This window comes from Streptomyces sp. NPDC101110, assembly GCF_044759525.1.
In the GTDB taxonomy this organism is placed as follows: domain Bacteria; phylum Actinomycetota; class Actinomycetes; order Streptomycetales; family Streptomycetaceae; genus Streptomyces.
In genome coordinates, this window is record NZ_JBIVZM010000016.1 from 85,168 (window position 1) to 105,065 (window position 19,898).

The following is a 19,898-nucleotide window of genomic DNA, read 5'->3' on the forward strand; positions in this document are numbered from 1 at the left end:
CCCCCGTAGGATGGGCGTCATGGCCAAGACCAGTACGACGACCCAGGGGCTGCGGGCGGCGATCGAGCGCAGCGGCTACTACCCGGCCCTCGTGGCCGAGGCGGTGGAGGCCGCCGTGGGCGGCGAGCCCATGCGGTCGTACCTGGTCCACCAGGAGACCACGTTCGACCAGAACGAGGTGCGGCGGCACGTGACGGTGCTCGTCCTCACGGACACCCGCTTCATCGTCAGCCACACCGACGAACAGGCCGCCGACAGCACCTCCCCGACGCCGTACGCCACCACGTCGACCGAGTCCGTGAAGATCGGCCGCATCTCGTCGGTCGTGGTCAGCCGGGTGGTCGCCAACCCCGAGTCGTACAAGCCGGGGACGCTGCCCCGCGAAGTCGTCCTGACCATCGGCTGGGGTGCCGTCTCCCGTATCGACCTGGAGCCGGCCGCCTGCGGCGACCCCAACTGCGAGGCGGATCACGGCTACACCGGCAACTCGACGGCGGACGACCTCAGCCTGCGCGTCAGTGAGGCCGGGGACGGACCGGAGACCGTGCGGGAGGCCCTCGCCTTCGCGCAGGCCCTTTCCGAGGCGACCGCGGACACGACCCGCTGATGGCGCAGCCCCATACGGCGTGGGACCAGCATCCCGAACCGCTCACCGTCGCCTCCGCACCCGTCCCCGAGTACGGCAGCGGATCGCTGGCCGACCTCCTGCCCACCCTGGCCGCCGGCCTGGGCGTTCCGGACATGAGCGCCACGATCACCGAGCTGGCCCCCGCCGACCGGAACTGCGTGTTCCTGATCGACGGTCTCGGCTGGGAGCAGCTCCGGGCGCACCCCGAGGACGCCCCCTTCATGACGTCCCTGCTCGCCACCTCCCGCGGTGGCACCGGACGTCCGCTCACCGCCGGCTACCCGGCGACCACGGCGACCTCCCTCGCCTCCGTCGGGACCGGTCTGCCCCCGGGCGCCCACGGTCTGCCCGGCTACACCGTCCGCAACCCCGACACCGGCGAGCTGATGAACCAGCTGCGCTGGCAGCCCTGGACCCCACCCGGCCCCTGGCAGCCGTACCCCACGGTCTTCCAGCTGGCGCACGCGGCCGGGGTGCACGCCGCGCAGGTCTCGTCCCCGACCTTCGAGAACACCCCGCTGACCAAGGTCGCGCTCAGTGGAGGAACCTTCCTCGGCCGGCTGTCCGGCGAGGACCGCGTGGACCTGGCGGCCGAGCAACTGGCCGCGGGCGACCGCTCCCTGGTGTACACCTACTTCGCCGAGGTCGACGGCGCCGGCCACCGCTACGGCGTCGACTCCGACACCTGGCGCGGCCAGCTCATGTACGCCGACCGCCTCGTCCAGCGCCTGGCCGAGCAACTGCCGCCGCGCAGCGCGCTCTACGTCACCGCCGACCACGGCATGATCGACGTGCCCTTCGACGAGCAGCACCGCATCGACTTCGACGAGGACTGGGAGCTGAGCGCGGGTGTCGCCCTGCTGGGCGGCGAGGGCCGCGCCCGGCACGTCTACGCGGTGCCGGGTGCGGCGAACGACGTCCTGACCTGCTGGCGTGAGGTGCTCGGCGAGCAGTTCTGGGTGGCCTCACGCGACGAGGCCATCGCCGCGGGCTGGTTCGGCCCGCGGATCGACGAACGGGTGTACGGCAGGATCGGCGACGTGGTCGCGGCCGCCCGGGACGACGTCCTGCTCATCGCCTCCGAGCGGGAGCCGAAGGAGTCGGCGATGGTCGGCAACCACGGTTCGATGACCCCCGCCGAGCAGTTGGTTCCCCTGCTCGAAGTACGCTCCTGAGACAGCCCCACCCGAGCCCGCCTCGGCCCCGCCCCGACCTCCCACGCCGAAAGGTGCTCAACTCCACATGCCCGAGCTGGTGTTCTTCTGCGGAACGATGGACTGCGGGAAGTCGACGCTGGCTCTCCAGATCGAGCACAACCGCTCGGCGCGAGGCCTGCAGGGCATGATCTACTCGCGCGACGACCGCGCCGGTGAGGGCAAGCTGTCCTCCCGCCTCGGCCTGGTGACGGACGCGGTGGAGGTGGGGGACGGGCAGGACCTCTACGGCCACCTGGTCGACCACCTCTCGCAAGGCGGCCGCGCCGACTACGTCATCGCCGACGAGGCGCAGTTCCTCGCGCCGGAGCAGATCGACCAACTCGCGCGCGTGGTGGACGACCTGGGCCTCGACGTCTATGCCTTCGGCATCACGACCGACTTCCGCTCCAAGCTGTTCCCCGGCTCGCAGCGGCTGGTGGAACTGGCCGACCGGGTCGAGGTCCTCCAGGTCGAGGCCCTGTGCTGGTGCGGAGCCCGTGCCACGCACAACGCCCGCACGATAGGCGGGGTGATGGTCGTCGAGGGCGCTCAGGTGGTCGTCGGTGACGTCACCCACTCCGCCGACGAGGTCGGCTACGAGGTCCTGTGCCGGCGCCACCACCGCCGCCGGATGACCGCGGCGACGTCCCGCGCGGCGGCCCTGTCACCGGACGTGCTGCCGGTGACGTCCGCCTGACCCCGGCCGGCTCGCCGTACGTCAGCTCGGCCGTTGCAGCAGCGCGAACCGCGCCCCTTCGGGGTCGGCCACCTTCACCACCCGCCCGTGGGCGGTGTCGTGCACCGGCTCGAGGACCTGCCCGCCCAGGCGGACGAGGTGCTCCGAGGCGTCGTCCGCGTCGGCCACCTGGAAGTACGTGACCCAGTGCGGTCCCCGGTCGCGAGGCAGGGCGTGTCCCAGACCGCGGATGCTGGCGACGGGCTCGCCGTCGAGGTGCAGGGACACGTAGTCGATGTCGGCGGAGACCACCGGTTCCTCCTCGTAGCCGAACACCGTGCGGTAGAACTTGGCGACACCGGCCGACTCGAAGGTCAGCAGCTCGTTCCAGGCGGGGGTTCCGGGTACTCCCGCGACGGCGGTGCCGAGGTGCGTGGCGGCCTGCCAGATGCCGAACACCGCGCCCGAGGGGTCGGAGCCGATGGCCAGACGGCCGGCGTCGGCGGCGTCGAGCGGGCCCACCCCGATCGTGCCGCCGCGGCTGCGCACCGTCTCGGCCGTCAGATCGGCGTTCTCCGAGGCGAAGTAGGGCGTCCAGGCGATGGGCAGGTGGCGGTCCGGGGGAAGCCGTCCGATGCCGGCCACCTCGCGCTCGTCCAGGAGGGCGCGCACATACGGGCCGAGCTGCTGGGGGCCCGGCCGGAACTCCCAGCCGAACAGCGCTCCGTAGAACTCCTCGGTCGCGTCCGGGCCGTGCACCATCAGACTCACCCAGCAGGGTGCGCCGGGCACGTGCCGAGCGGGTGTGTCGCCGTTCGGCCCGGCGGACTCCCGTGCGTCGGTCATCGTCACTCTCTTCTCGGCCTCGCGGTGGCCGTGCTCTCCGCAGCCTGGTGGGGCGGCCCTGTGGGGTGTCCCATGTCCGGGAGAATGCCCGATGTGCGGGCACCTGTCCCTCGCGGCGCGCTTGTCGGCGGTTGTCGTTCAGCTGTACAGCATGTGCTTGTTCCCGTACGCCGAGTGATCGCCGCGCTCCGGCCGAGCAGAGTAGCCGGACGAGGGCGGCTCGGCCACCCCCGTGCGCGAGGATGGGGACCATGAACGCCATCATCAGCGCATCCGATCTCGCGCAGGACCTCGCGGGATCCCGCCCGCCGGTCCTGCTCGACGTCCGCTGGCAGCTCACCGCGGCCAAGGCGGCCGGTGAGCCGCCGTTCGACGGCCGCGCCGCGTACGAGGCAGGGCACCTGCCCGGGGCCGTCTACGTCGACCTGGACCGGGAGTTGGCCTCAGCGCCTGGCGAAGGCGGCCGGCATCCCCTGCCGGACCTCGCCCGCTTCGGTGCCGCGATGCGCCGGGCCGGCGTCTCGGCCGGAACACCGGTGGTCGTCTACGACGGCGGCCAGGGCTGGGCGGCGGCCCGGGCTTGGTGGCTGCTGCGCTGGACGGGTCACCCGGAGGTGCGAGTCCTCGACGGCGGGTTGCCGTCCTGGGAGGGGCCGTTGGAGCAGTCCGTGCCGACGGTGGAAGAGGGCGACTTCGTGCCCGAGCCGGGGGTGACGGGGCTGCTGGACGCGGATGCCGCCGCGGCGCTGGCCCGCTCCGGGGTGCTGCTGGACGCGCGGGCGGGGGAGCGGTACCGGGGTGAGGTGGAGCCGATCGACCCCGTGGCCGGGCACATTCCGGGCGCGGTGTCGGCACCCACCACGGAGAACGTGGGCGCCGACGGGCGTTTCCTGCCCGCCGGGGAACTGCGCGAGCGGTTCAAGGGCCTTGGCGTGACCGAGGGGTCGCGGGTCGGCGTGTACTGCGGTTCGGGGGTCTCCGCCGCACACCAGGTCCTGGCCCTGGCGGCTGCCGGCATTCCGGCCGAGCTGTACGTGGGGTCGTGGTCGGAGTGGTGCTCGGACCCGGACCGTCCGGTCGCTGTCGGTCCGGACCCGCAGTGACCTGACACGACGAGGGGCCGTGCCCGGACGGCGCGGCCCCGTTGCTCACCGGTCGACTCGCTACTCCTGCTTCTTGCGCCGGGTCCCGAACACGATCTCGTCCCAGCTCGGGACGGCCGCCCTGCGCCCGGGGCGCACGCCGTCCGCCTCGGCCTGGCGGTCGGTGGCGCCGATCAGCCGGTCGCGGTGGCTGCCCACGCTGCGCGGCATGAGGACGTCCGCGTAGGCGGAACCGGCCGAGGCGGCGGGAGCCGGGGGCTCCTCTTCCTCGACCTCGGCGACGACGGGCTCCTCCTCGGGCTCCGCCGGGGGGAGTTCCGGAACGACCAGGTCACCGCGGAAGCTCGGAACCGCCTCGAGCAGGCTCGTCAGCGAGTCGCGCTCGCTCGTGGTCTCCTCGATGGGCTCGGATGCCTGCGCGGGCAGGCTGGGCCGCTCGCGCTCGGGGCGGTCGAGCGGTCTGTCGCGCGGCAGCCGGGCGATCCTGGGCACGAACGGGAAGCTCGGCTCGGGCGCGGACAGGTCGTCGGACTCGCCGATCAGGGAGCGCGCCTCGTCGTCGACGGCCTGGACGAGCCGCCGGGGCGGGTCGTACGTCCAGCTCGCCGAGTGCGGTTCGCCGGCAACGCGGTAGACCAGCAGAACTTCCCATGTGCCGTCGTCGCGGCGCCATGAGTCCCACTGCACGGAGTCCTTGTCGACGCCGCGCAGCAGCAGCCGCTCCTGCACGGCCTCGCCCAGGGGCGGGCCGGAGTTCTCTCCGGGGCGGCGGACGGGTGTCTTGCGGGCCCGCTCGGCCATGAAGGCGCGCTCGGCGAGCACGGGGCCCTCGAAGCGGCGCACCCGGTCGACGGGGATGCCGGCCATCTGCGCGACCTCTTCCGCGGTCGCGCCGGCACGTATACGCGCCTGGATGTCGCGGGGGCGGAGGTGGCTTTCGACCTCGATCTCGATCTGGCCGAGACGGGGACGGTCGCCGCGCACGGCGGCGCGCAGGCGTTCGTCGATCGGAAGCGTGTACTCCGTAGAGTCGGCAGCCTTCAGCACCAGCCGTGTGCCGTCATTCGAGACGGCCACGACACGCAGTTCGGGCATGGGGACCTCCCGGGTGGTGCCTGCCGACGTCACGTGCGTCGCTGCTTCCGCTAGTCGAGTGTGGCCTGCCCGGGTGCAGCCTGCCACAACCTTGCCGAGTTGCCCGGCGTGTCGGGCGCGGGCCCTGGATCGCCGTTATGGCACGGTAACCTATTCGCAACGTTAAGTGACGAACTCTGTCACCCTGTGCAACTAGCCCCCTCCCGGCGGTCCTAAAGGCCCTGTACACCCTGATGGGATACCGGACCCAGGGCTCGCAACAGTACTCCATTCGGGCCACGTGCGTGGATTGGCACGCCGCCCAACTTCTGGCAAGGGGTGGGACTTGGCCTCCCCTGCCCCCATCTCTCGATCTTGAACGTGGGGGACTTCACATAATCACCAGAATCGGAACTAAGCGTTTCGCGCGCACGTCCCCTTCTTGTGCAGTTGAACGACCCTGTACGGAAAGGCCGGCAAGGTCCGGGCGAGCGTGAAAGGTCCGACGGCGTAGAGGAGTCGGGCGATACGGGGGCGGAGAAGTCCCAGCGGATCGACCCGAACGTGCCCCAGTCGCGGGCGGCGCCGTCGCTGTGGACGCCACCTGGGGCGGCAACCTCTTCCAGCGCTTCTTCAAGCCACCGGCGAGCGGATTCGCCGTGTGGCGCCGGTGGACGCACCGCCGGTGATCGAGCCGGTCGGTCAAACCCCTCCGCGACCCGGTGGGTTCAGCGGCGCTGTCTACCGCGCGGGCCGAGCGCCGCTCGCGGCGCTCGTCGTCTTCGCCTGACGATGGCCGGAATCACCGCCTTGCGAGCCGGCATCGAGTCGCACTCTGCAACTCCCGCGTCCAGGAGGCCCCCACGGCCGGTCCGTGCGGCGCGCAGCAGAGCGGGACCGTCGCCCTCACTCGGGAGAGCGACGGGACGGGGCCCGGGCCGGCCGCCTCCCCGAGTGCCAAGGGGGAGTGAGGAGACCGGGAGCGCCACCCGAAGTGCGCCCTACGCCCCCAGAACCCTCCGCAAGTAGTCGTTCTGGAACCGCCGATCAGGGTCCAGACGATCCCGCAGCGCCGTGAACTCGCCGAAGCGCGGATACACCCGGGAGAAGTACTCGGCGTCCCGGGTGTGGATCTTGCCCCAGTGCGGACGGCCTTCGTGGGCGGTGAAGATGCGCTCGGCGGACGTGAAGTACCGCTGGTAGGGGGTGCCCCGGAACATGTGGACGGCGATGTACGCGCTGTCCCGGCCGGAGGCGGTGGACAGGGTGATGTCGTCGGCGGGGGCTGTGCGTACCTCGACCGGAAAGCTGACCCTGAGACCGGAGCGGTCGACCATCGCCGCCAGCTCACGCAGCGTCTCGACGACGGCCGCGCGCGGAACGGCGTACTCCATCTCCACGAAGCGCACCCGGCGCGGTGACGTGTAGACCTTGTACGGGATGTCCGTGTAAGTCCGTGCGGACAGGGCCTTGCTGGAGATCTGGGCGATCGCGGGAATCGTGGCGGGCACCGCGCGGCCGACCCAGTTGGCCACCTGGAACGCCCCGTTGGAGAGGAGCTCGTCCTCGATCCAGCTCTTGAGCTGCGGCACGGGCTTCTCCGGGCCCGCGCTGCGGTTGTTGCGCTTGGTGTTGGTGTTGCCGGTGTGCGGGAACCAGTAGAACTCGAAGTGCTCGTTCTCGGCCCAGAGCTCCTCGAAGTCCGCAAGGACGCGGTCCAACGGCATCGGTTCCTCGCGGGCCGTGAGCAGGAAGACCGGCTCGACCGCGAAGGTGATCGCGGTGACGAGCCCCAGGGCGCCGAGGCCGATGCGGGCGGCGGCGAAGACCTCCGGGTTCTCCTTCTCGGAGCACGTGAGAACCGATCCGTCGGCGGTGACCAGCTCCAGGCCCTTGATCTGGGCGGCGATCGAGCCGGAGTCGCGGCCCGTGCCGTGGGTGCCGGTGCTGGTGGCTCCGGAGACCGTCTGCTCCATGATGTCGCCCATGTTGGTGAGCGACAGGCCCTCACGTGCCAGGGCCACATTGAGCCTCTTGAGCGGGGTGCCTGCCTCCACCGTGACCGTCATGTTCTCGCGATCAATGCTGCGGATGCCGGTCAACAGTTGAGGACGGATCAACACACCGTCCGTCGCGGCTATGGACGTGAAGGAATGCCCCGCGCCGACCGCCTTCACCTTCAGTCCGTCCTCGGCGGCCCGCCGCACGGCGGCGGCCAGCTCGTCGACGGAGGCAGGGGTGACCTCCCGCGCGGGACGTGCCGAGACGTTGCCGCCCCAGTTACGCCACGTGCCGTTCTTTCCGTTCGCTGTGCTGCTCAACGGAGCCTCCCCGACCCGGTGCCGGTCGCTTGAGCCGGCGGAACCCGAGGAAACCCACCGCGACCGCGACGGCCCCGGCCACCGCCGGAACCCCGTACCCCGCACGCGCCCCGGCCGCGTCGATCACCCAGCCGGCCGCGGCGGAGCCCAGTGCGACTCCCACCGCGAGCCCGGTGCTCACCCAGGTCATGCCCTCGGTGAGCTGCGCGCGTGGTACGTGCTCTTCGATGAGGGACATGGTCGTGATCATCGTCGGCGCGATGGACAGACCCGCAACGAACAGCGCCACGGCCAGAAACGGCAAGTTTCCGACCAGTAGGAGGGGGATCATACTCACGGCCATTGCGCATACGCCCAGCAGCCACCGTCGTTCCGGCGCCCCGGCGAAGTGCAGCAGCCCGAAGATCATGCCCGCCACACAGGAACCCGCCGCATACAGGGCGAGGACGAGGCTCGCTGCGGCCTTGTGACCCTCCTCTTCGGCGAAGGCCACGGTGACCACGTCGACGGCTCCGAAGATCGCCCCCGTGGCGACGAAGGTGGCCACCAGGACCTGGAGCCCCGGTGCCCGCATCGCGGTGCCGCCGCCACCCTTGCGCTGCCGGGGGTGCGGCTCGGGTTCGGAGGCGCGCTGCGCGGTCAGCCAGAACACGCCGGCGGCCAGGAAGCACGCGGCGAGCAGCGGGCCGGCCTCCGGGAACCAGGCGGTGGAAAGGCCGATGGAGATGATCGGCCCGAAGACGAAGCACACCTCGTCCACCACGGACTCGAACGAGTACGCCGTGTGCAGTTGCGGCGTGCCCCGGTACAGCGCCGCCCAGCGGGCCCGGATCATCGCGCCGACGCTCGGCACGCAGCCGATGCCCGCGCAGGCCACGAACAGCACCCAGTCCGGCCACCCGTAGTGCGCGGCGAACAGCAGGACCGCCGCGGCCGTCAGTGAGATCAGGGTGGCCGGGCGCAGCACCCGCCGCTGCCCGTACTGGTCCACCAGGCGGGAGACCTGGGGCCCGGCCGCCGCGGCGGCCAGCGCGATGGTCGCCGACAGGCCACCGGCCAGCCCGTACCGGCCGGTGAGCTGCGAGATCATGGTGACGACGCCGATGCCCATCATCGACAGCGGCATCCGGCCGAGGAAGCCCGCAGCGGAGAAGCCCTTGGAGCCGGGGGCTGCGAACAGGGCGCGGTAGGGGCTGGGCAACGGGGTCTCCGGGAAGCTCGTAAGCTGCGAACGCAGTCGACACAGCTTACGGCGCGGAACGCTCACCATGCACCCGCCCGCCCCCCCCGCGGAATCGCCCGCCGTGCCCGTCCAGCCCCGCGCCGAACTCCCCGACACGCCCCGCCAGCCTCGTGAAGGCTCGTCTCGACACGTCCCGCTCCGGTCCTCGCGTGGGAGCACCCCAACGTCCGCCCGCCCGGCCCGGCCGCGCATCGCCCCCGCGCGCGTCGGCCGCGCCGGTGTCACCCGTCGTTTTCCGGCTGTCGGTGCAGGGTGGCAGGATCGACTCATGCCAGACGCGCGTGATGTCAGCCCCTACGACGCCCTGCTCCTGCTCTCGTTCGGCGGCCCGGAAGGTCCCGACGACGTGGTTCCGTTCCTGGAGAACGTGACCCGTGGGCGCGGCATCCCCAAGGAACGCCTCAAGGAAGTCGGGCAGCACTACTTCCTGTTCGGCGGGGTCAGCCCGATCAACGACCAGAATCGCGCCCTGCTGGACGCCCTGCGCAAGGACTTCGCCGACCACGGCCTGGACCTGCCGGTCTACTGGGGCAACCGCAACTGGGCGCCGTATCTGACGGACACCCTGCGCGACATGGTCCGCGACGGCCGCCGCCGCATCCTGGTCCTCGCCACCAGCGCCTACGCCTCCTACTCGGGCTGCCGCCAGTACCGCGAGAACCTCGCCGACGCGCTCGCGACCCTGGAGGCGGAGGGTCTTGAGCTGCCGAAGGTCGACAAGCTGCGGCACTACTTCAACCACCCGGGCTTCCTGGAGCCCATGGTCGACGGCGTGCTCCAGTCCCTCGCCGAGCTCCCCGAGGACGTCCGGGACGGGGCGCACCTCGCCTTCTCGACCCACTCGATCCCGACGGCCTCCGCCGACACCTCCGGCCCCGTCGAAGGACACGGCGACGGCGGCGCCTACGTGAAGCAGCACCTGGACGTGGCACAGCAGATCGCCGACGCCGTCCGTGAGCGCACCGGCGTCGACCACCCCTGGCAGCTCGTCTACCAGTCCCGCTCCGGCGCCCCGCACATCCCGTGGCTGGAGCCCGACATCTGCGACCACCTCGACGAGCGGCACGCGGCCGGCGTCCCGGCGGTCGTCATCGCCCCGATCGGTTTCGTCTCCGACCACATGGAGGTCCTCTACGACCTCGACACGGAGGCCAAGGCCAGGGCCGGGGAACTCGGTCTGCCGATGCGGCGCTCGGCCACCGTCGGCGCCGACCCCAGGTTCGCCGCCGCGATCCGTGATCTCGTCACCGAGCGGGCCGCTGTCGAACGCGGGCAGGACGTCACCCCGTGCGCCCTGGGCGCCCTGGGGGCGAGCCACAACCTCTGCCCGGTCGGCTGCTGCCCGGCCCGCGCCCCCCGGCCCGCCGCCGCGGGCGCCGACAGCACCTACGCGTGAGGAGCCCCGTGACCGACCCCCTGCACACGGACCTGCTCGACCTCGCCCAGGAAGCCGCCCACCGCGCCGGGGCGCTGCTGAGGGACGGCCGTCCGGCCGACCTCGCGGTCGCCGCGACGAAGTCCAGCCCCATCGACGTCGTCACCGAGATGGACATCGCGGCGGAGAAGCTGATCACTGGCCTGATCGCCGAGCGCCGCCCGGACGACGGCGTGCTCGGCGAGGAGGGCGCCTCCACCGAGGGCACGAGCGGCGTCCGCTGGGTGATCGACCCTCTCGACGGCACCGTGAACTACCTGTACGGGCTGCCCACCTGGGCTGTCTCCATCGCCGCCGAGCAGGACGGCGAGACCGTCGTCGGAGTCGTCACGGCCCCGATGCGCGGCGAGACGTTCCACGCGGTCCGCGGCCGCGGCGCCTGGGCCACCGGCGCCTGGGACGGTGAGCGCCGGCTGGCCTGCCGCCCCGCGCCGCCCCTGGACCAGGCACTGGTGTCGACGGGCTTCAACTACGTCGCCGACGTCCGTGCCCACCAGGCCGACGTGGCCCAGCGGCTGATCCCGCTGCTGCGCGACATCCGGCGCGGCGGCTCGGCCGCGGTCGACCTGTGCGACGTGGCCGCGGGGCGCCTCGACGGCTACTACGAGCGCGGCCTGCACCCGTGGGACCTCGCGGCGGGGGACCTGATCGCCCGGGAGGCGGGTGCCCTGACCGGTGGACGCCCCGGAGAGCGTCCGTCGGGCGGTCTGACGGTCGCGGGTACCCCCGGCGTCTTCGAGCCGCTCCAGCGCCTCCTGGAGGATTTCGGAGCCTGGCACGACTGAGCGGGCGGCCCGGAGCGCACCGCGCGACGACGAAGCACCGAACATCAGGTGAACGGCCCCCTGGGGCAACGCGACGGGCCCCGGCGCTGGATTCGCCGGGGCCCGTCGCGTACGGCCTGATCAGACGCTCGTCGCGCCGACCTGCACACCATGCTCGGCGGCGAGACGGTGCAGGTCGTCGAGCTCGCCCTGCTCCACGTCGACGAGGAACTCGTCGCCCTCGTCTCGAGCCCGGGACAGATCGGACTCGGTCGCCCTTATGCGCTGCAGAAGTCCTGCGGTGAATGCGTCCATGCTGCGCCCCCTCGTCCTGGGTCGTGGGTCGATGGCACGGGGGTGTGCCGTTCGGAAGGGACGATCACGCCGCATGTGGATGCCCAGCGCCGCTCGGCCGGGCGGCGACGGTGCCGGACACCCACGCCCACCCTGCGGCAAGCGGATTGATGCGCACCGCATGGTGGTGCGGCGCCAGCAGAGCGTGATCGTGGGATGTAAAGCCGTCCTCCCCAAGCTCCCTTCCGTGGAAACCTAACCGGAGGAGAAAATCTCGTATTCCCACTCGGGTCACCTCCTCCTCACCCGCCTTACCTCCGACTTATGGCCGAAAAGGGCAGGATGGAGGGCAACACACCAAGGCACCGTCGAAGACCCCTGCCCACGTGCGCCCAGTGCAGGGCTACGCGGGTGGACATGAGGAAGGACCAGGAACGTGCGCGTACTCGTCGTCGAGGACGAGCAACTGCTCGCCGATGCGGTGGCCACCGGACTGCGCCGGGAGGCCATGGCCGTCGACGTCGTGTACGACGGTGCGGCCGCCCTGGAGCGCATCGGAGTCAACGACTACGACGTGGTCGTCCTCGACCGCGACCTCCCCGTCGTGCACGGTGACGACGTCTGCCGCAAGATCGTCGAACTGGGCATGCCCACGCGCGTGCTGATGCTGACGGCCTCCGGTGACGTGAGCGACCGGGTCGAAGGACTGGAGATCGGCGCCGACGACTACCTGCCCAAGCCGTTCGCGTTCAGTGAGCTCATCGCGCGGGTGCGCGCCCTCGGCCGGCGCACCAGCGTGCCCCTGCCGCCGGTCCTGGAGCGCGCCGGGATCAAGCTGGACCCCAACCGGCGCGAGGTCTTCCGTGACGGCCACGAGGTGCAGCTCGCCCCCAAGGAGTTCGCGGTCCTTGAGGTGCTGATGCGCAGCGAGGGCGCCGTCGTCTCCGCGGAGCAGCTCCTGGAGAAGGCCTGGGACGAGAACACCGACCCGTTCACGAACGTCGTGCGCGTGACCGTCATGACCCTGCGCCGCAAGCTGGGCGAGCCCCCTGTCATCGTCACCGTCCCCGGCTCGGGCTACCGGATCTGATCCCCCGTGGCAGCGACCCCCGCGCCCCCGCAGGCGCCCCCCAAGCCCACCTGGGACCCCAGAAGGCCCGTGCCGCCCTTCCCGTGGCTGCGCCCGACCATCCGCATAAGGCTCACGCTGCTCTACGGCGGCATGTTCCTGATCGCCGGCATCCTGCTGCTGTCGATCATCTACCTGCTGGCCGCGCAGGCACTGCACGTGGGCAGCGACCTGCCCTTCAAGATCGTCGAGGGCAAGGTCACCAGCGACATCTGCAACCTGCCCGACCAGGCATCGCCGAGCGAGTTCAACGACGCGATGAACGCCTGCGTCAACGAGCAGCGCCGGCACGCCCTGGACGACCTGCTCAGCCGCTCGCTGCTGGCACTGCTGGGTCTGGCGGTCATCGCCTTCGCCTTCGGCTACGCAATGGCCGGCCGCGTCCTGTCGCCGCTGGGCCGGATAACCCGTACCGCCCGGGCGGTGGCGGGCTCCGACCTGTCCCGCCGGATCGAGCTGGACGGCCCGGACGACGAGCTCAAGGAGCTGGCGGACACCTTCGACGACATGCTGGAGCGGCTGCAGCGCGCCTTCACGGCCCAGCAGCGCTTCGTCGGCAACGCCTCGCACGAGCTGCGGACGCCACTGGCGATCAACCGCACGCTCCTCGAGGTGCACCTGTCCGACCCGAACGCCCCCATGGAGCTGCAGCAGCTCGGCAAGACGCTGCTGGCCACCAACGAGCGCAGCGAGCAGCTCGTCGAGGGCCTGCTGCTGCTCGCCCGCAGCGACAACCAGATCGTCGAGCGGGGCCCCGTGGACCTCGCCGAGGTCGCCTCGCAGGCCATCGACCAGGTGCACGGCGAGGCCGAGAGCAAGGGCGTCACGATCCGAGGTGAGCAGAAACCCGCGGTCGTGCAGGGCAACGGCGTGCTGCTGGAGCGAATCGCACTCAACCTCGTGCAGAACGCCGTGCGCTACAACGTGGCGGAGGGCGGCTGGGTCGAGGTCACGACCGACGTCCAGCACGGCCAGGCGGTCCTGGTGGTCTCCAATACGGGCCCCGTTGTACCGGCCTACGAGATCGACAACCTCTTCGAGCCGTTCCGGCGGCTGCGCACGGAGCGGACGGGCAGCGACAAGGGCGTGGGGCTCGGGCTCTCCATCGTCCGGTCGGTGGCCCGGGCGCACGGCGGGCACATCTATGCCCAGCCGCGTGAGGGAGGTGGACTCGTCATGCGCGTCACGCTGCCGATCTGAGATCATGTCGCCGATCAACTCGGCGACACTCGGGGATGTTCGCTTTGCGCGGAATTTCTTATGCTTCGCCGCGCGTGCGCCGTGTGTGATCGATCACAGGGACGCCTTTCCGGCCATCTACTCTCCGTGATCATGCACGCTGTCGTAAAGCCGGGAAAATCCCGGTTTTCGGGGGTCTTGATCACGGGAAGTACACGGTGAGACGCCTTTGGCGTGCAGCATTCGGACCGTGTACGGTCCCCATCGCCATCCAAGCCGATCACTCGTCAGGAGTCCGGTTGGGTGTCGATTGAGTAACAGACCTTGATGTGAGGCAAAATCTCCGCCTCAGGTCGGGCACAAGTCCGGCCTCTCACGCGTTACGTGCGCTGGAGACACCGCAGACACCCAGAGGGGGAGAGCGACCATGGCCACCGATTACGACACTCCACGCAAGACCGACGACGACGTCGACTCGGACAGCCTCGAAGAGCTGAAGGCCCGGAGGAACGACAAGTCGGCTTCCGCCGTGGACGTCGACGAGTTCGAGGCCGCCGAAGGCCTGGAGCTGCCCGGAGCCGACCTCTCGAACGAGGAGCTGGCCGTCCGGGTGCTCCCGAAGCAGCAGGACGAGTTCACATGCATGAGCTGCTTCCTGGTGCACCACCGCAGCCAGCTGGCCCGCGAGAAGAACGGTCAGCCGATCTGCCGCGACTGCGACTGAGGACGGGTCGGCCGTGACTGGCTCGACCCCTCCCTGGAAGCGCCGCTTCTCCAAGCGAAAAGCGGACGAAGGGCCGATCGACGGCCCGCAGCACCACGCGCGTGACGACGAGCGAGGCTCAACCGGTCAGGAGACGGCCTCGCTCGAACCGGCAGCGGACCGGGGTGACCTCCCGGCGGCCGTGGACGTCCCCGCACCCGTCGCGAGACGGCGGGCGGGGACGATCCGGGATCGTGCCAGGGAAGGCGCCCGCAAGGGCGGCGACCGGGCCCGCGCCGGACTCGCCTATCTCGCCGACCGGATCATCGAGCTGGCTCCGCGCGTCCCCGTACGGGACCTGGCGACCCTGCGCAGGCAGTTCCCGGGCCTCGGCCCCGAAGAGCTTGCGGACAGGCTGGTGGCGGGCGCCGCCAAGGCGACGGCGACGGTCGGAGCCGGCATCGGCGCGGCCGCGATGCTCCCCGTGCCCCCGGCGATGCCGACGGAACTGGCCGCCGAGGTCACCGGCGTCGCCGCGATCGAGCTGAAGCTGATCGCCGAGCTCCACGAGGTCTACGGCGTACGGCCGCCGGGCAACCTCAAGCAGCGCAGCACCGCGTACCTCGACTCCTGGTCGGGGGAGCGAGGGATCGACGCGACCAAGCCGTCGACCCTCAGTACGGCGCTGAACAGCCGCATGAAGCGCGAACTGCGGCAGCGGATCATGAAGCGCACGGTCCGCAACATGCCGAACCTGATGCCCTTCATGGTGGGTGCCGCGGTGGGCGCGGCCATGAACCGCGGCGAGACGAGAAAGCTCGCCGGGCGGATCCGCCGGGACCTGCGCAAGATCCAGGTGCCCTGGGAGGCCCTGGACGCGCTCCCGACGCTGGAACGTCCGGCGGACGCCCTGGAGATGGGCGAGATCACACACGACCCCCTGGGCCGCCACGAGGGCCGCCGACGCGACGACGGCGGACACGACGGAAGACGCGGCGGCGGGCGCTGAGACGGCGGGTGCGGCGATGCCGAGCCGAGACGCCGGACGCGGCGACAGCGCCGAGACGCTGGGCGAGGCGACAGGCGCTGAGGCGCTGGGCGCGGGGACGGTGCCGAGAAGGCAAGCGGGGGGACGGTGCCGAGAAGGGGCGCGGGGGTGGTGCCGAGAAGGCGAGCGCGGGGGTGGTGCCGGGACATGAGCGCGGGGACGGAGGCCGGGCCGGGGCTCGTCAACACTTCGGTCGGGTGACCTCCCGCGCGGGTGTGCTACGGCTTCGCCGTCCGCAGGGCCTCCGCCAGGCGCTCCGGCTCGCGCGTGGACAGGTACAGGTAGGGAGTCGGGTCCTGCGGGTCCGTGACCTCCACGCGCAGGGCCGTGGGGATGTACGCGCGCAGCAGGAGGAAGGCGCGCGGGTCGGCCTTGTAGGTGCGCCAGGCGCGGGCCTCCTCCGGGTCCAGCACCTCCGCCTCGCCCAGCGCCGCCAGCGGGATCTTCGCCTCGCCCGCGATCAGGGAGTCGCCGACCACGCGGATGCGCACCGAGCCGTAGGAACTCGCGGCGACGGCCGCGACCGCGGTGCCCCCGGCCAGGCCGCCCAGCGTCGGCAGCGTGCCGAAGGGGAGCAGGATCAGGGCCATCGAGACGCCCACGAGGAACGAGATCAGCCACCAGGTCCGCGGGGCGGTGAGGCGTTCTTCGTACGGGGCGGCGGAGAGCTGCATGGAGCCAAGCTTGACACGGTGTCCGGAAGGGGCCGACGCGCGGGTAAGGTCTCCGGCTGTGAGTGGTACTTCCCCGGCTCTTCAGCCCCCGGCCGACGCCGTGCAACCGGTGCGGCACCCGGACGCGCCCGCGCCCGGTGAGCTCCTCGGCGCGCACTACGGCCAGTGTTTCGGCTGTGGTGGTGACCAGCCGCACGGGCTGCACCTGGAGGCGCGGGCCGGTGACGGCGTGTCACTCACCGCAGAGTTCACCGTCCAGCCCGCCCACCAGGGTGCCCCTGGCCTCGCGCACGGCGGCGTGCTCGCCTCCGCGCTGGACGAGACCCTCGGCTCGCTGAACTGGCTGCTGCGCACGATCGCGGTGACGGGACGGCTGGAGACCGACTTCGTGCGGCCCGTGCCCGTCGGCACGATCCTGCACCTGGAGGCGGAGGTGACGGCCGTGGCGGGGCGGAAGATCTACTCCACCGCGACCGGACGCGTCGGCGGCCCGGAGGGGCCCGTGGCGGTGCGTGCCGACGCCCTCTTCATCGAGGTGAAGGTCGACCACTTCGTCGACCACGGCCGCCAGGAGGAGATCCAGGCTGCCATGAACGACCCGGACCAGGTCCGGCGGGCCCGGGCCTTCGAGGTGAACCCGTGAGCGCGGAACGACCTGTGCGCGCCGGGAGCACCACGGAGACCGTCAGCCCCTCGGGCACCGCAGGCCCGGACAGCCCCGTGACTCCTGCGAGCCCCGCGAGCCGGCCGCCGCTGCACGTACTGATCCGGCGCCTCGATCCGGAAGTGCCGCTTCCGTCGTATGCGCAGCCCGGGGACGCCGGAGCCGATCTGCGCACCACGGAGGCGTGCCAACTGGAGCCGGGCGAACGGGCCGTACTGCCCACAGGCGTGTCTGTGGCGCTGCCCGAGGGGTACGCGGCCTTTGTGCACCCGCGATCCGGTCTGGCCGCTCGCTGCGGCGTCGCCCTGGTGAATGCCCCGGGGACGGTTGATGCCGGGTACCGTGGGGAGATCAAGGTGATCGTGGTGAATCTCGACCCGCGCGAGGCCGTGCGGTTCGAGCGCTTCGACCGGATTGCCCAACTGGTGGTCCAGCAGGTCGAGAGGGTTCGCTTCCAGGAGGTGGCGGAACTTCCCGGCTCCGCGCGGGCCGAGGGGGGCTTCGGGTCCACCGGAGGTCACGCCGCGGTGGGCGGGACGAGCGGCACAAGCGGTCAGGCCGCCGTGGGCGGTCAGGCGGGTGGGAATCGATACGCTTCGGTCGTATCCGACCGGGAAGGACAGTGACGTGTTCGGACGTCGCAAGAAGAGGGATGCCGCCGAGGACGCGGCCGGCGAGACCGAGCAGGTCGTCGACGGTGTCGACACCGAGGCGGACGAAGAGCGCGAGCGCCTGAGGCTGGAGCCCGCGCCGCGCCCCGACGGCCCCTGGGACAGCTCCGAGGTCCGTGACCCGGGCGAAGGCCGGGTCGACCTGGGCGGTCTGTTCGTGCCGGGCGTCGACGGCATGGAGCTCAGGGTCGAGGTCGCGGGCGACGCGATCGTGGCGGCGACGGTCGTGCTGCGCGACAGCGCCATCCAGCTGCAGGGCTTCGCCGCGCCCAAGCGCGAGGGCATCTGGGGCGAGGTGCGCGAGGAGATCGGCACCGGAATCACCCAGCAGGGCGGCATCGTCGACGAGGTCGAGGGACCGCTCGGCTGGGAGCTGCGCGCCCAGGTGCCCGTGCAGCTGCCGGACGGCACCGGCGGCTTCCAGGTCGTGCGGTTCGTCGGTGTGGACGGCCCCCGCTGGTTCCTGCGCGGGGTCATCTCGGGTCAGGGCGCGGTGCAGCCGCAGGCCGCCGGGCTGCTCGAGCAGATCTTCCGGGACACGGTCGTGGTCCGCGGCGAGGGCCCGATGGCGCCCCGCGACCCGATCGTCCTGAAGCTGCCGAACGACGCCCAGATGGTCCCCGAGGGTGTCCAGCAGGAGGAGGGCTCCCGTTTCGCCGGCGGAATGGGTCAGCTCCAGCGCGGACCGGAGATCACCGAGGTCCGCTGAGCACGCAGAGGCACAGAGACACCAGGGCCGCATCCCGCCGGGTTTGCGGCCCTTTCTCATGCGCGGGACCTCGTCGCGGGACCTCATGCGCGGGACCCCTGAACCCCCTGCGCGGAACTCGTGAGCGGGACCTTGACGGCCCATTGGTCTGTACCTATGGTCTCCGTCCAACGCGTCTGTTCATAAAGGCGCTTCACGTTCACATACAAGAACGGAAGGCCCCCCACCTATGCGCAGAACCGCTCTCCTCGCGACCGCGGCCGCCCTCGTCGCCGGTGTCCTCACCCGGCCCGCCGACGCCGCACCCAGTGCCCCCGCCACCTTCGTCCACCCCGGAGTCACCGTCTCGCAGGGCCAGTTGGACTTCGCCCGGTCCAAGGTCAATGCCGGAGCCCAGCCCTGGAGGGGCGCCTTCGACCGGATGATGGCGAGCAAGTACGCCGACCTGAACCGCACGCCCAGGCCCCGGGCGGTCGTCGAATGCGGCTCGTACTCCAACCCGAATCTCGGCTGCACCGACGAGCGTGAGGACGCGATCGCCGCGTACACCCACGCCCTCGCCTGGTATCTCACCCGCGACGAACGGCACGCCCGCAAGGCGATCGAGCTGATGGACGCCTGGTCCGCGGTGATCAGGGACCACACCGACAGCAACGCGCCCCTGCAGACGGGCTGGGCCGGCTCCTCCTGGCCCAGGGCCGCCGAGATCATCAAGTACACCTACACCGGCACCTGGGCGAACTCCGGCCGGTTCGCCACCATGCTCCGCACCGTCTACCTGCCCGAGATCATCAACGGCTCCCACTCCAACGGCAACTGGGAGCTGTCGATGATGGAGGCCGCGATCGGCATCTCCGTCTTCCTTGAGGACAAGGCGTCGTACGACAAGGCCATGGCGAGGTTCCGCACGCGCACGGCCGCCTACGTCTACCTGGAGTCCGACGGCCCGCTGCCGAAGACCGTGCCGAGCCAGAACCTGAACACCCGGGAGAAGATCGTCAAGTACTGGCAGGGGCAGTCGACCTTTGTGAGCGGCCTCAGCCAGGAGACCTGCCGCGACTTCACCCACACCGGCTACGGCCTCTCCGCCGTCTCACACGTCGCCGAGACCAGCCGCATCCAGGGCCGGGACCTCTACGGCACCGACGTGGGCGAGCGGCTGCGGCACGGGCTCGGGTTCCACGCCAGGTACCAGCTCGGTGCCGGCGCCGAGGGCTGGCTGTGCGGCGGCTCGCTGAAGCTCGGGCTCGGGCCGGTCACCGAGGTCGGCCACAACGCCCTGGCCAACCGTCTCGGACACGCCATGACCAACACCGCGACGCTCACCCTGCGAGGCCGCCCGGCCGGCAGCAACAACCTCTTCGTCGCCTGGGAGACCCTCACCCACGGCGACAACCCCGCCTGACCCCCTGACCGGCCGGGCGCCGGGCGGGCACCCCGCTGCCGGTCCGGCCCCAGCCGTGGACCGGCAGCGTCAGGGTTCCGTCAAAGTGTGCCCAGGATCCCCTGCCCGGCGCCGCACGGGGCGCTGGACGGCCGTA

The 19,898-nt window shown here is 71.4% G+C and carries 20 protein-coding genes; 14 read left to right on the forward strand and 6 right to left on the reverse strand.

What is annotated here, in order from left to right; translation table 11 throughout:
* Window positions 1-19: 19 nt before the first annotated feature.
* The 3 genes from ACIQU3_RS31325 to ACIQU3_RS31335 all read left to right on the forward strand — a co-directional run bounded on the left by ACIQU3_RS31325 (window position 20) and on the right by ACIQU3_RS31335 (window position 2,521).
* On the forward strand, window positions 20-607 hold the full coding sequence (locus ACIQU3_RS31325; protein WP_170320912.1) for a DUF5998 family protein: 588 nt from the start codon (window positions 20-22) through the stop codon (window positions 605-607).
* On the forward strand, window positions 607-1,803 hold the full coding sequence (locus ACIQU3_RS31330) for an alkaline phosphatase family protein (RefSeq protein WP_403738981.1): 1,197 nt from the start codon (window positions 607-609) through the stop codon (window positions 1,801-1,803). Before ACIQU3_RS31325 ends, ACIQU3_RS31330 begins: the two co-directional genes overlap by 1 nt.
* Before the next feature lie 67 nt (window positions 1,804-1,870).
* The gene (locus ACIQU3_RS31335; RefSeq protein WP_403928986.1) at window positions 1,871-2,521 is read left to right on the forward strand and encodes a thymidine kinase; all 651 of its coding nucleotides are present in this window, start codon (window positions 1,871-1,873) and stop codon (window positions 2,519-2,521) included.
* Between the two features lie 21 nt (window positions 2,522-2,542).
* Here the strand turns inward: ACIQU3_RS31335 and ACIQU3_RS31340 are convergent, their stop codons facing one another.
* Complete coding sequence (locus ACIQU3_RS31340; RefSeq protein ID WP_403928988.1) at window positions 2,543-3,346, reverse strand: VOC family protein; 804 nt, start codon at window positions 3,344-3,346, stop codon at window positions 2,543-2,545.
* 251 nt (window positions 3,347-3,597) lie between these two features.
* On the opposite strand from ACIQU3_RS31340, the gene ACIQU3_RS31345 reads away from it, so the two are divergent.
* Window positions 3,598-4,449 (forward strand): sulfurtransferase, encoded by an 852-nt coding sequence (locus ACIQU3_RS31345; protein ID WP_403738990.1) that lies wholly within the window; start codon window positions 3,598-3,600, stop codon window positions 4,447-4,449.
* Between the two features lie 60 nt (window positions 4,450-4,509).
* Here ACIQU3_RS31345 and sepH read toward each other — a convergent pair whose 3' ends face one another.
* From sepH to ACIQU3_RS31360, 3 genes are all read right to left on the reverse strand, one after another.
* Window positions 4,510-5,544, reverse strand: a complete 1,035-nt coding sequence (gene sepH / locus ACIQU3_RS31350; RefSeq protein ID WP_403738997.1) for a septation protein SepH — start codon at window positions 5,542-5,544, stop codon at window positions 4,510-4,512.
* A 980-nt stretch (window positions 5,545-6,524) separates the two neighbouring features.
* On the reverse strand, window positions 6,525-7,844 hold the full coding sequence (locus ACIQU3_RS31355; RefSeq protein ID WP_403739003.1) for a D-arabinono-1,4-lactone oxidase: 1,320 nt from the start codon (window positions 7,842-7,844) through the stop codon (window positions 6,525-6,527).
* Entirely contained in the window at window positions 7,804-9,045 is a 1,242-nt protein-coding gene (locus ACIQU3_RS31360) for an MFS transporter (RefSeq protein ID WP_403928991.1), read from the reverse strand. Before ACIQU3_RS31360 ends, ACIQU3_RS31355 begins: the two co-directional genes overlap by 41 nt.
* Window positions 9,046-9,355: 310 nt before the next feature.
* Here ACIQU3_RS31360 and ACIQU3_RS31365 point away from each other — a divergent pair, with 310 nt between their 5' ends.
* The gene (locus ACIQU3_RS31365) at window positions 9,356-10,483 is read left to right on the forward strand and encodes a ferrochelatase (protein WP_403739009.1); all 1,128 of its coding nucleotides are present in this window, start codon (window positions 9,356-9,358) and stop codon (window positions 10,481-10,483) included.
* 8 nt (window positions 10,484-10,491) lie between these two features.
* On the forward strand, window positions 10,492-11,307 hold the full coding sequence (locus ACIQU3_RS31370; RefSeq protein ID WP_403739012.1) for an inositol monophosphatase family protein: 816 nt from the start codon (window positions 10,492-10,494) through the stop codon (window positions 11,305-11,307).
* A gap of 120 nt (window positions 11,308-11,427) precedes the next feature.
* On the opposite strand, the gene ACIQU3_RS31375 is transcribed toward ACIQU3_RS31370, so the two are convergent.
* Window positions 11,428-11,601, reverse strand: a complete 174-nt coding sequence (locus ACIQU3_RS31375) for a hypothetical protein (RefSeq protein WP_234846524.1) — start codon at window positions 11,599-11,601, stop codon at window positions 11,428-11,430.
* A gap of 415 nt (window positions 11,602-12,016) precedes the next feature.
* Here ACIQU3_RS31375 and ACIQU3_RS31380 point away from each other — a divergent pair, with 415 nt between their 5' ends.
* The 4 genes from ACIQU3_RS31380 (at window position 12,017) to ACIQU3_RS31395 (ending at window position 15,600) form a co-directional block, all read left to right on the forward strand.
* Complete coding sequence (locus tag ACIQU3_RS31380; RefSeq protein WP_234846523.1) at window positions 12,017-12,670, forward strand: response regulator transcription factor; 654 nt, start codon at window positions 12,017-12,019, stop codon at window positions 12,668-12,670.
* A gap of 6 nt (window positions 12,671-12,676) precedes the next feature.
* On the forward strand, window positions 12,677-13,909 hold the full coding sequence (locus ACIQU3_RS31385) for a sensor histidine kinase (protein ID WP_403739018.1): 1,233 nt from the start codon (window positions 12,677-12,679) through the stop codon (window positions 13,907-13,909).
* A 406-nt stretch (window positions 13,910-14,315) separates the two neighbouring features.
* Entirely contained in the window at window positions 14,316-14,612 is a 297-nt protein-coding gene (locus ACIQU3_RS31390) for a DUF4193 domain-containing protein (RefSeq protein WP_003993510.1), read from the forward strand.
* A gap of 13 nt (window positions 14,613-14,625) precedes the next feature.
* Window positions 14,626-15,600 (forward strand): hypothetical protein, encoded by a 975-nt coding sequence (locus ACIQU3_RS31395; RefSeq protein WP_403739021.1) that lies wholly within the window; start codon window positions 14,626-14,628, stop codon window positions 15,598-15,600.
* A 257-nt stretch (window positions 15,601-15,857) separates the two neighbouring features.
* On the opposite strand, the gene ACIQU3_RS31400 is transcribed toward ACIQU3_RS31395, so the two are convergent.
* The gene (locus ACIQU3_RS31400; RefSeq protein WP_403739023.1) at window positions 15,858-16,313 is read right to left on the reverse strand and encodes a DUF3093 domain-containing protein; all 456 of its coding nucleotides are present in this window, start codon (window positions 16,311-16,313) and stop codon (window positions 15,858-15,860) included.
* Window positions 16,314-16,371: 58 nt separating this feature from the next.
* On the opposite strand from ACIQU3_RS31400, the gene ACIQU3_RS31405 reads away from it, so the two are divergent.
* The 4 genes from ACIQU3_RS31405 to ACIQU3_RS31420 all read left to right on the forward strand — a co-directional run bounded on the left by ACIQU3_RS31405 (window position 16,372) and on the right by ACIQU3_RS31420 (window position 19,762).
* Window positions 16,372-16,956 carry a PaaI family thioesterase gene (locus tag ACIQU3_RS31405; RefSeq protein WP_403739030.1) on the forward strand — a complete coding sequence of 195 codons (585 nt, stop codon included), beginning with the start codon at window positions 16,372-16,374 and terminating at the stop codon, window positions 16,954-16,956.
* A 77-nt stretch (window positions 16,957-17,033) separates the two neighbouring features.
* On the forward strand, window positions 17,034-17,603 hold the full coding sequence (gene dut / locus ACIQU3_RS31410) for a dUTP diphosphatase (RefSeq protein ID WP_403739237.1): 570 nt from the start codon (window positions 17,034-17,036) through the stop codon (window positions 17,601-17,603).
* Between the two features lies 1 nt (window position 17,604).
* Entirely contained in the window at window positions 17,605-18,357 is a 753-nt protein-coding gene (locus ACIQU3_RS31415) for a DUF3710 domain-containing protein (RefSeq protein ID WP_366714289.1), read from the forward strand.
* A gap of 229 nt (window positions 18,358-18,586) precedes the next feature.
* Complete coding sequence (locus ACIQU3_RS31420) at window positions 18,587-19,762, forward strand: alginate lyase family protein (RefSeq protein ID WP_403739034.1); 1,176 nt, start codon at window positions 18,587-18,589, stop codon at window positions 19,760-19,762.
* Window positions 19,763-19,898 lie beyond the last annotated feature (136 nt).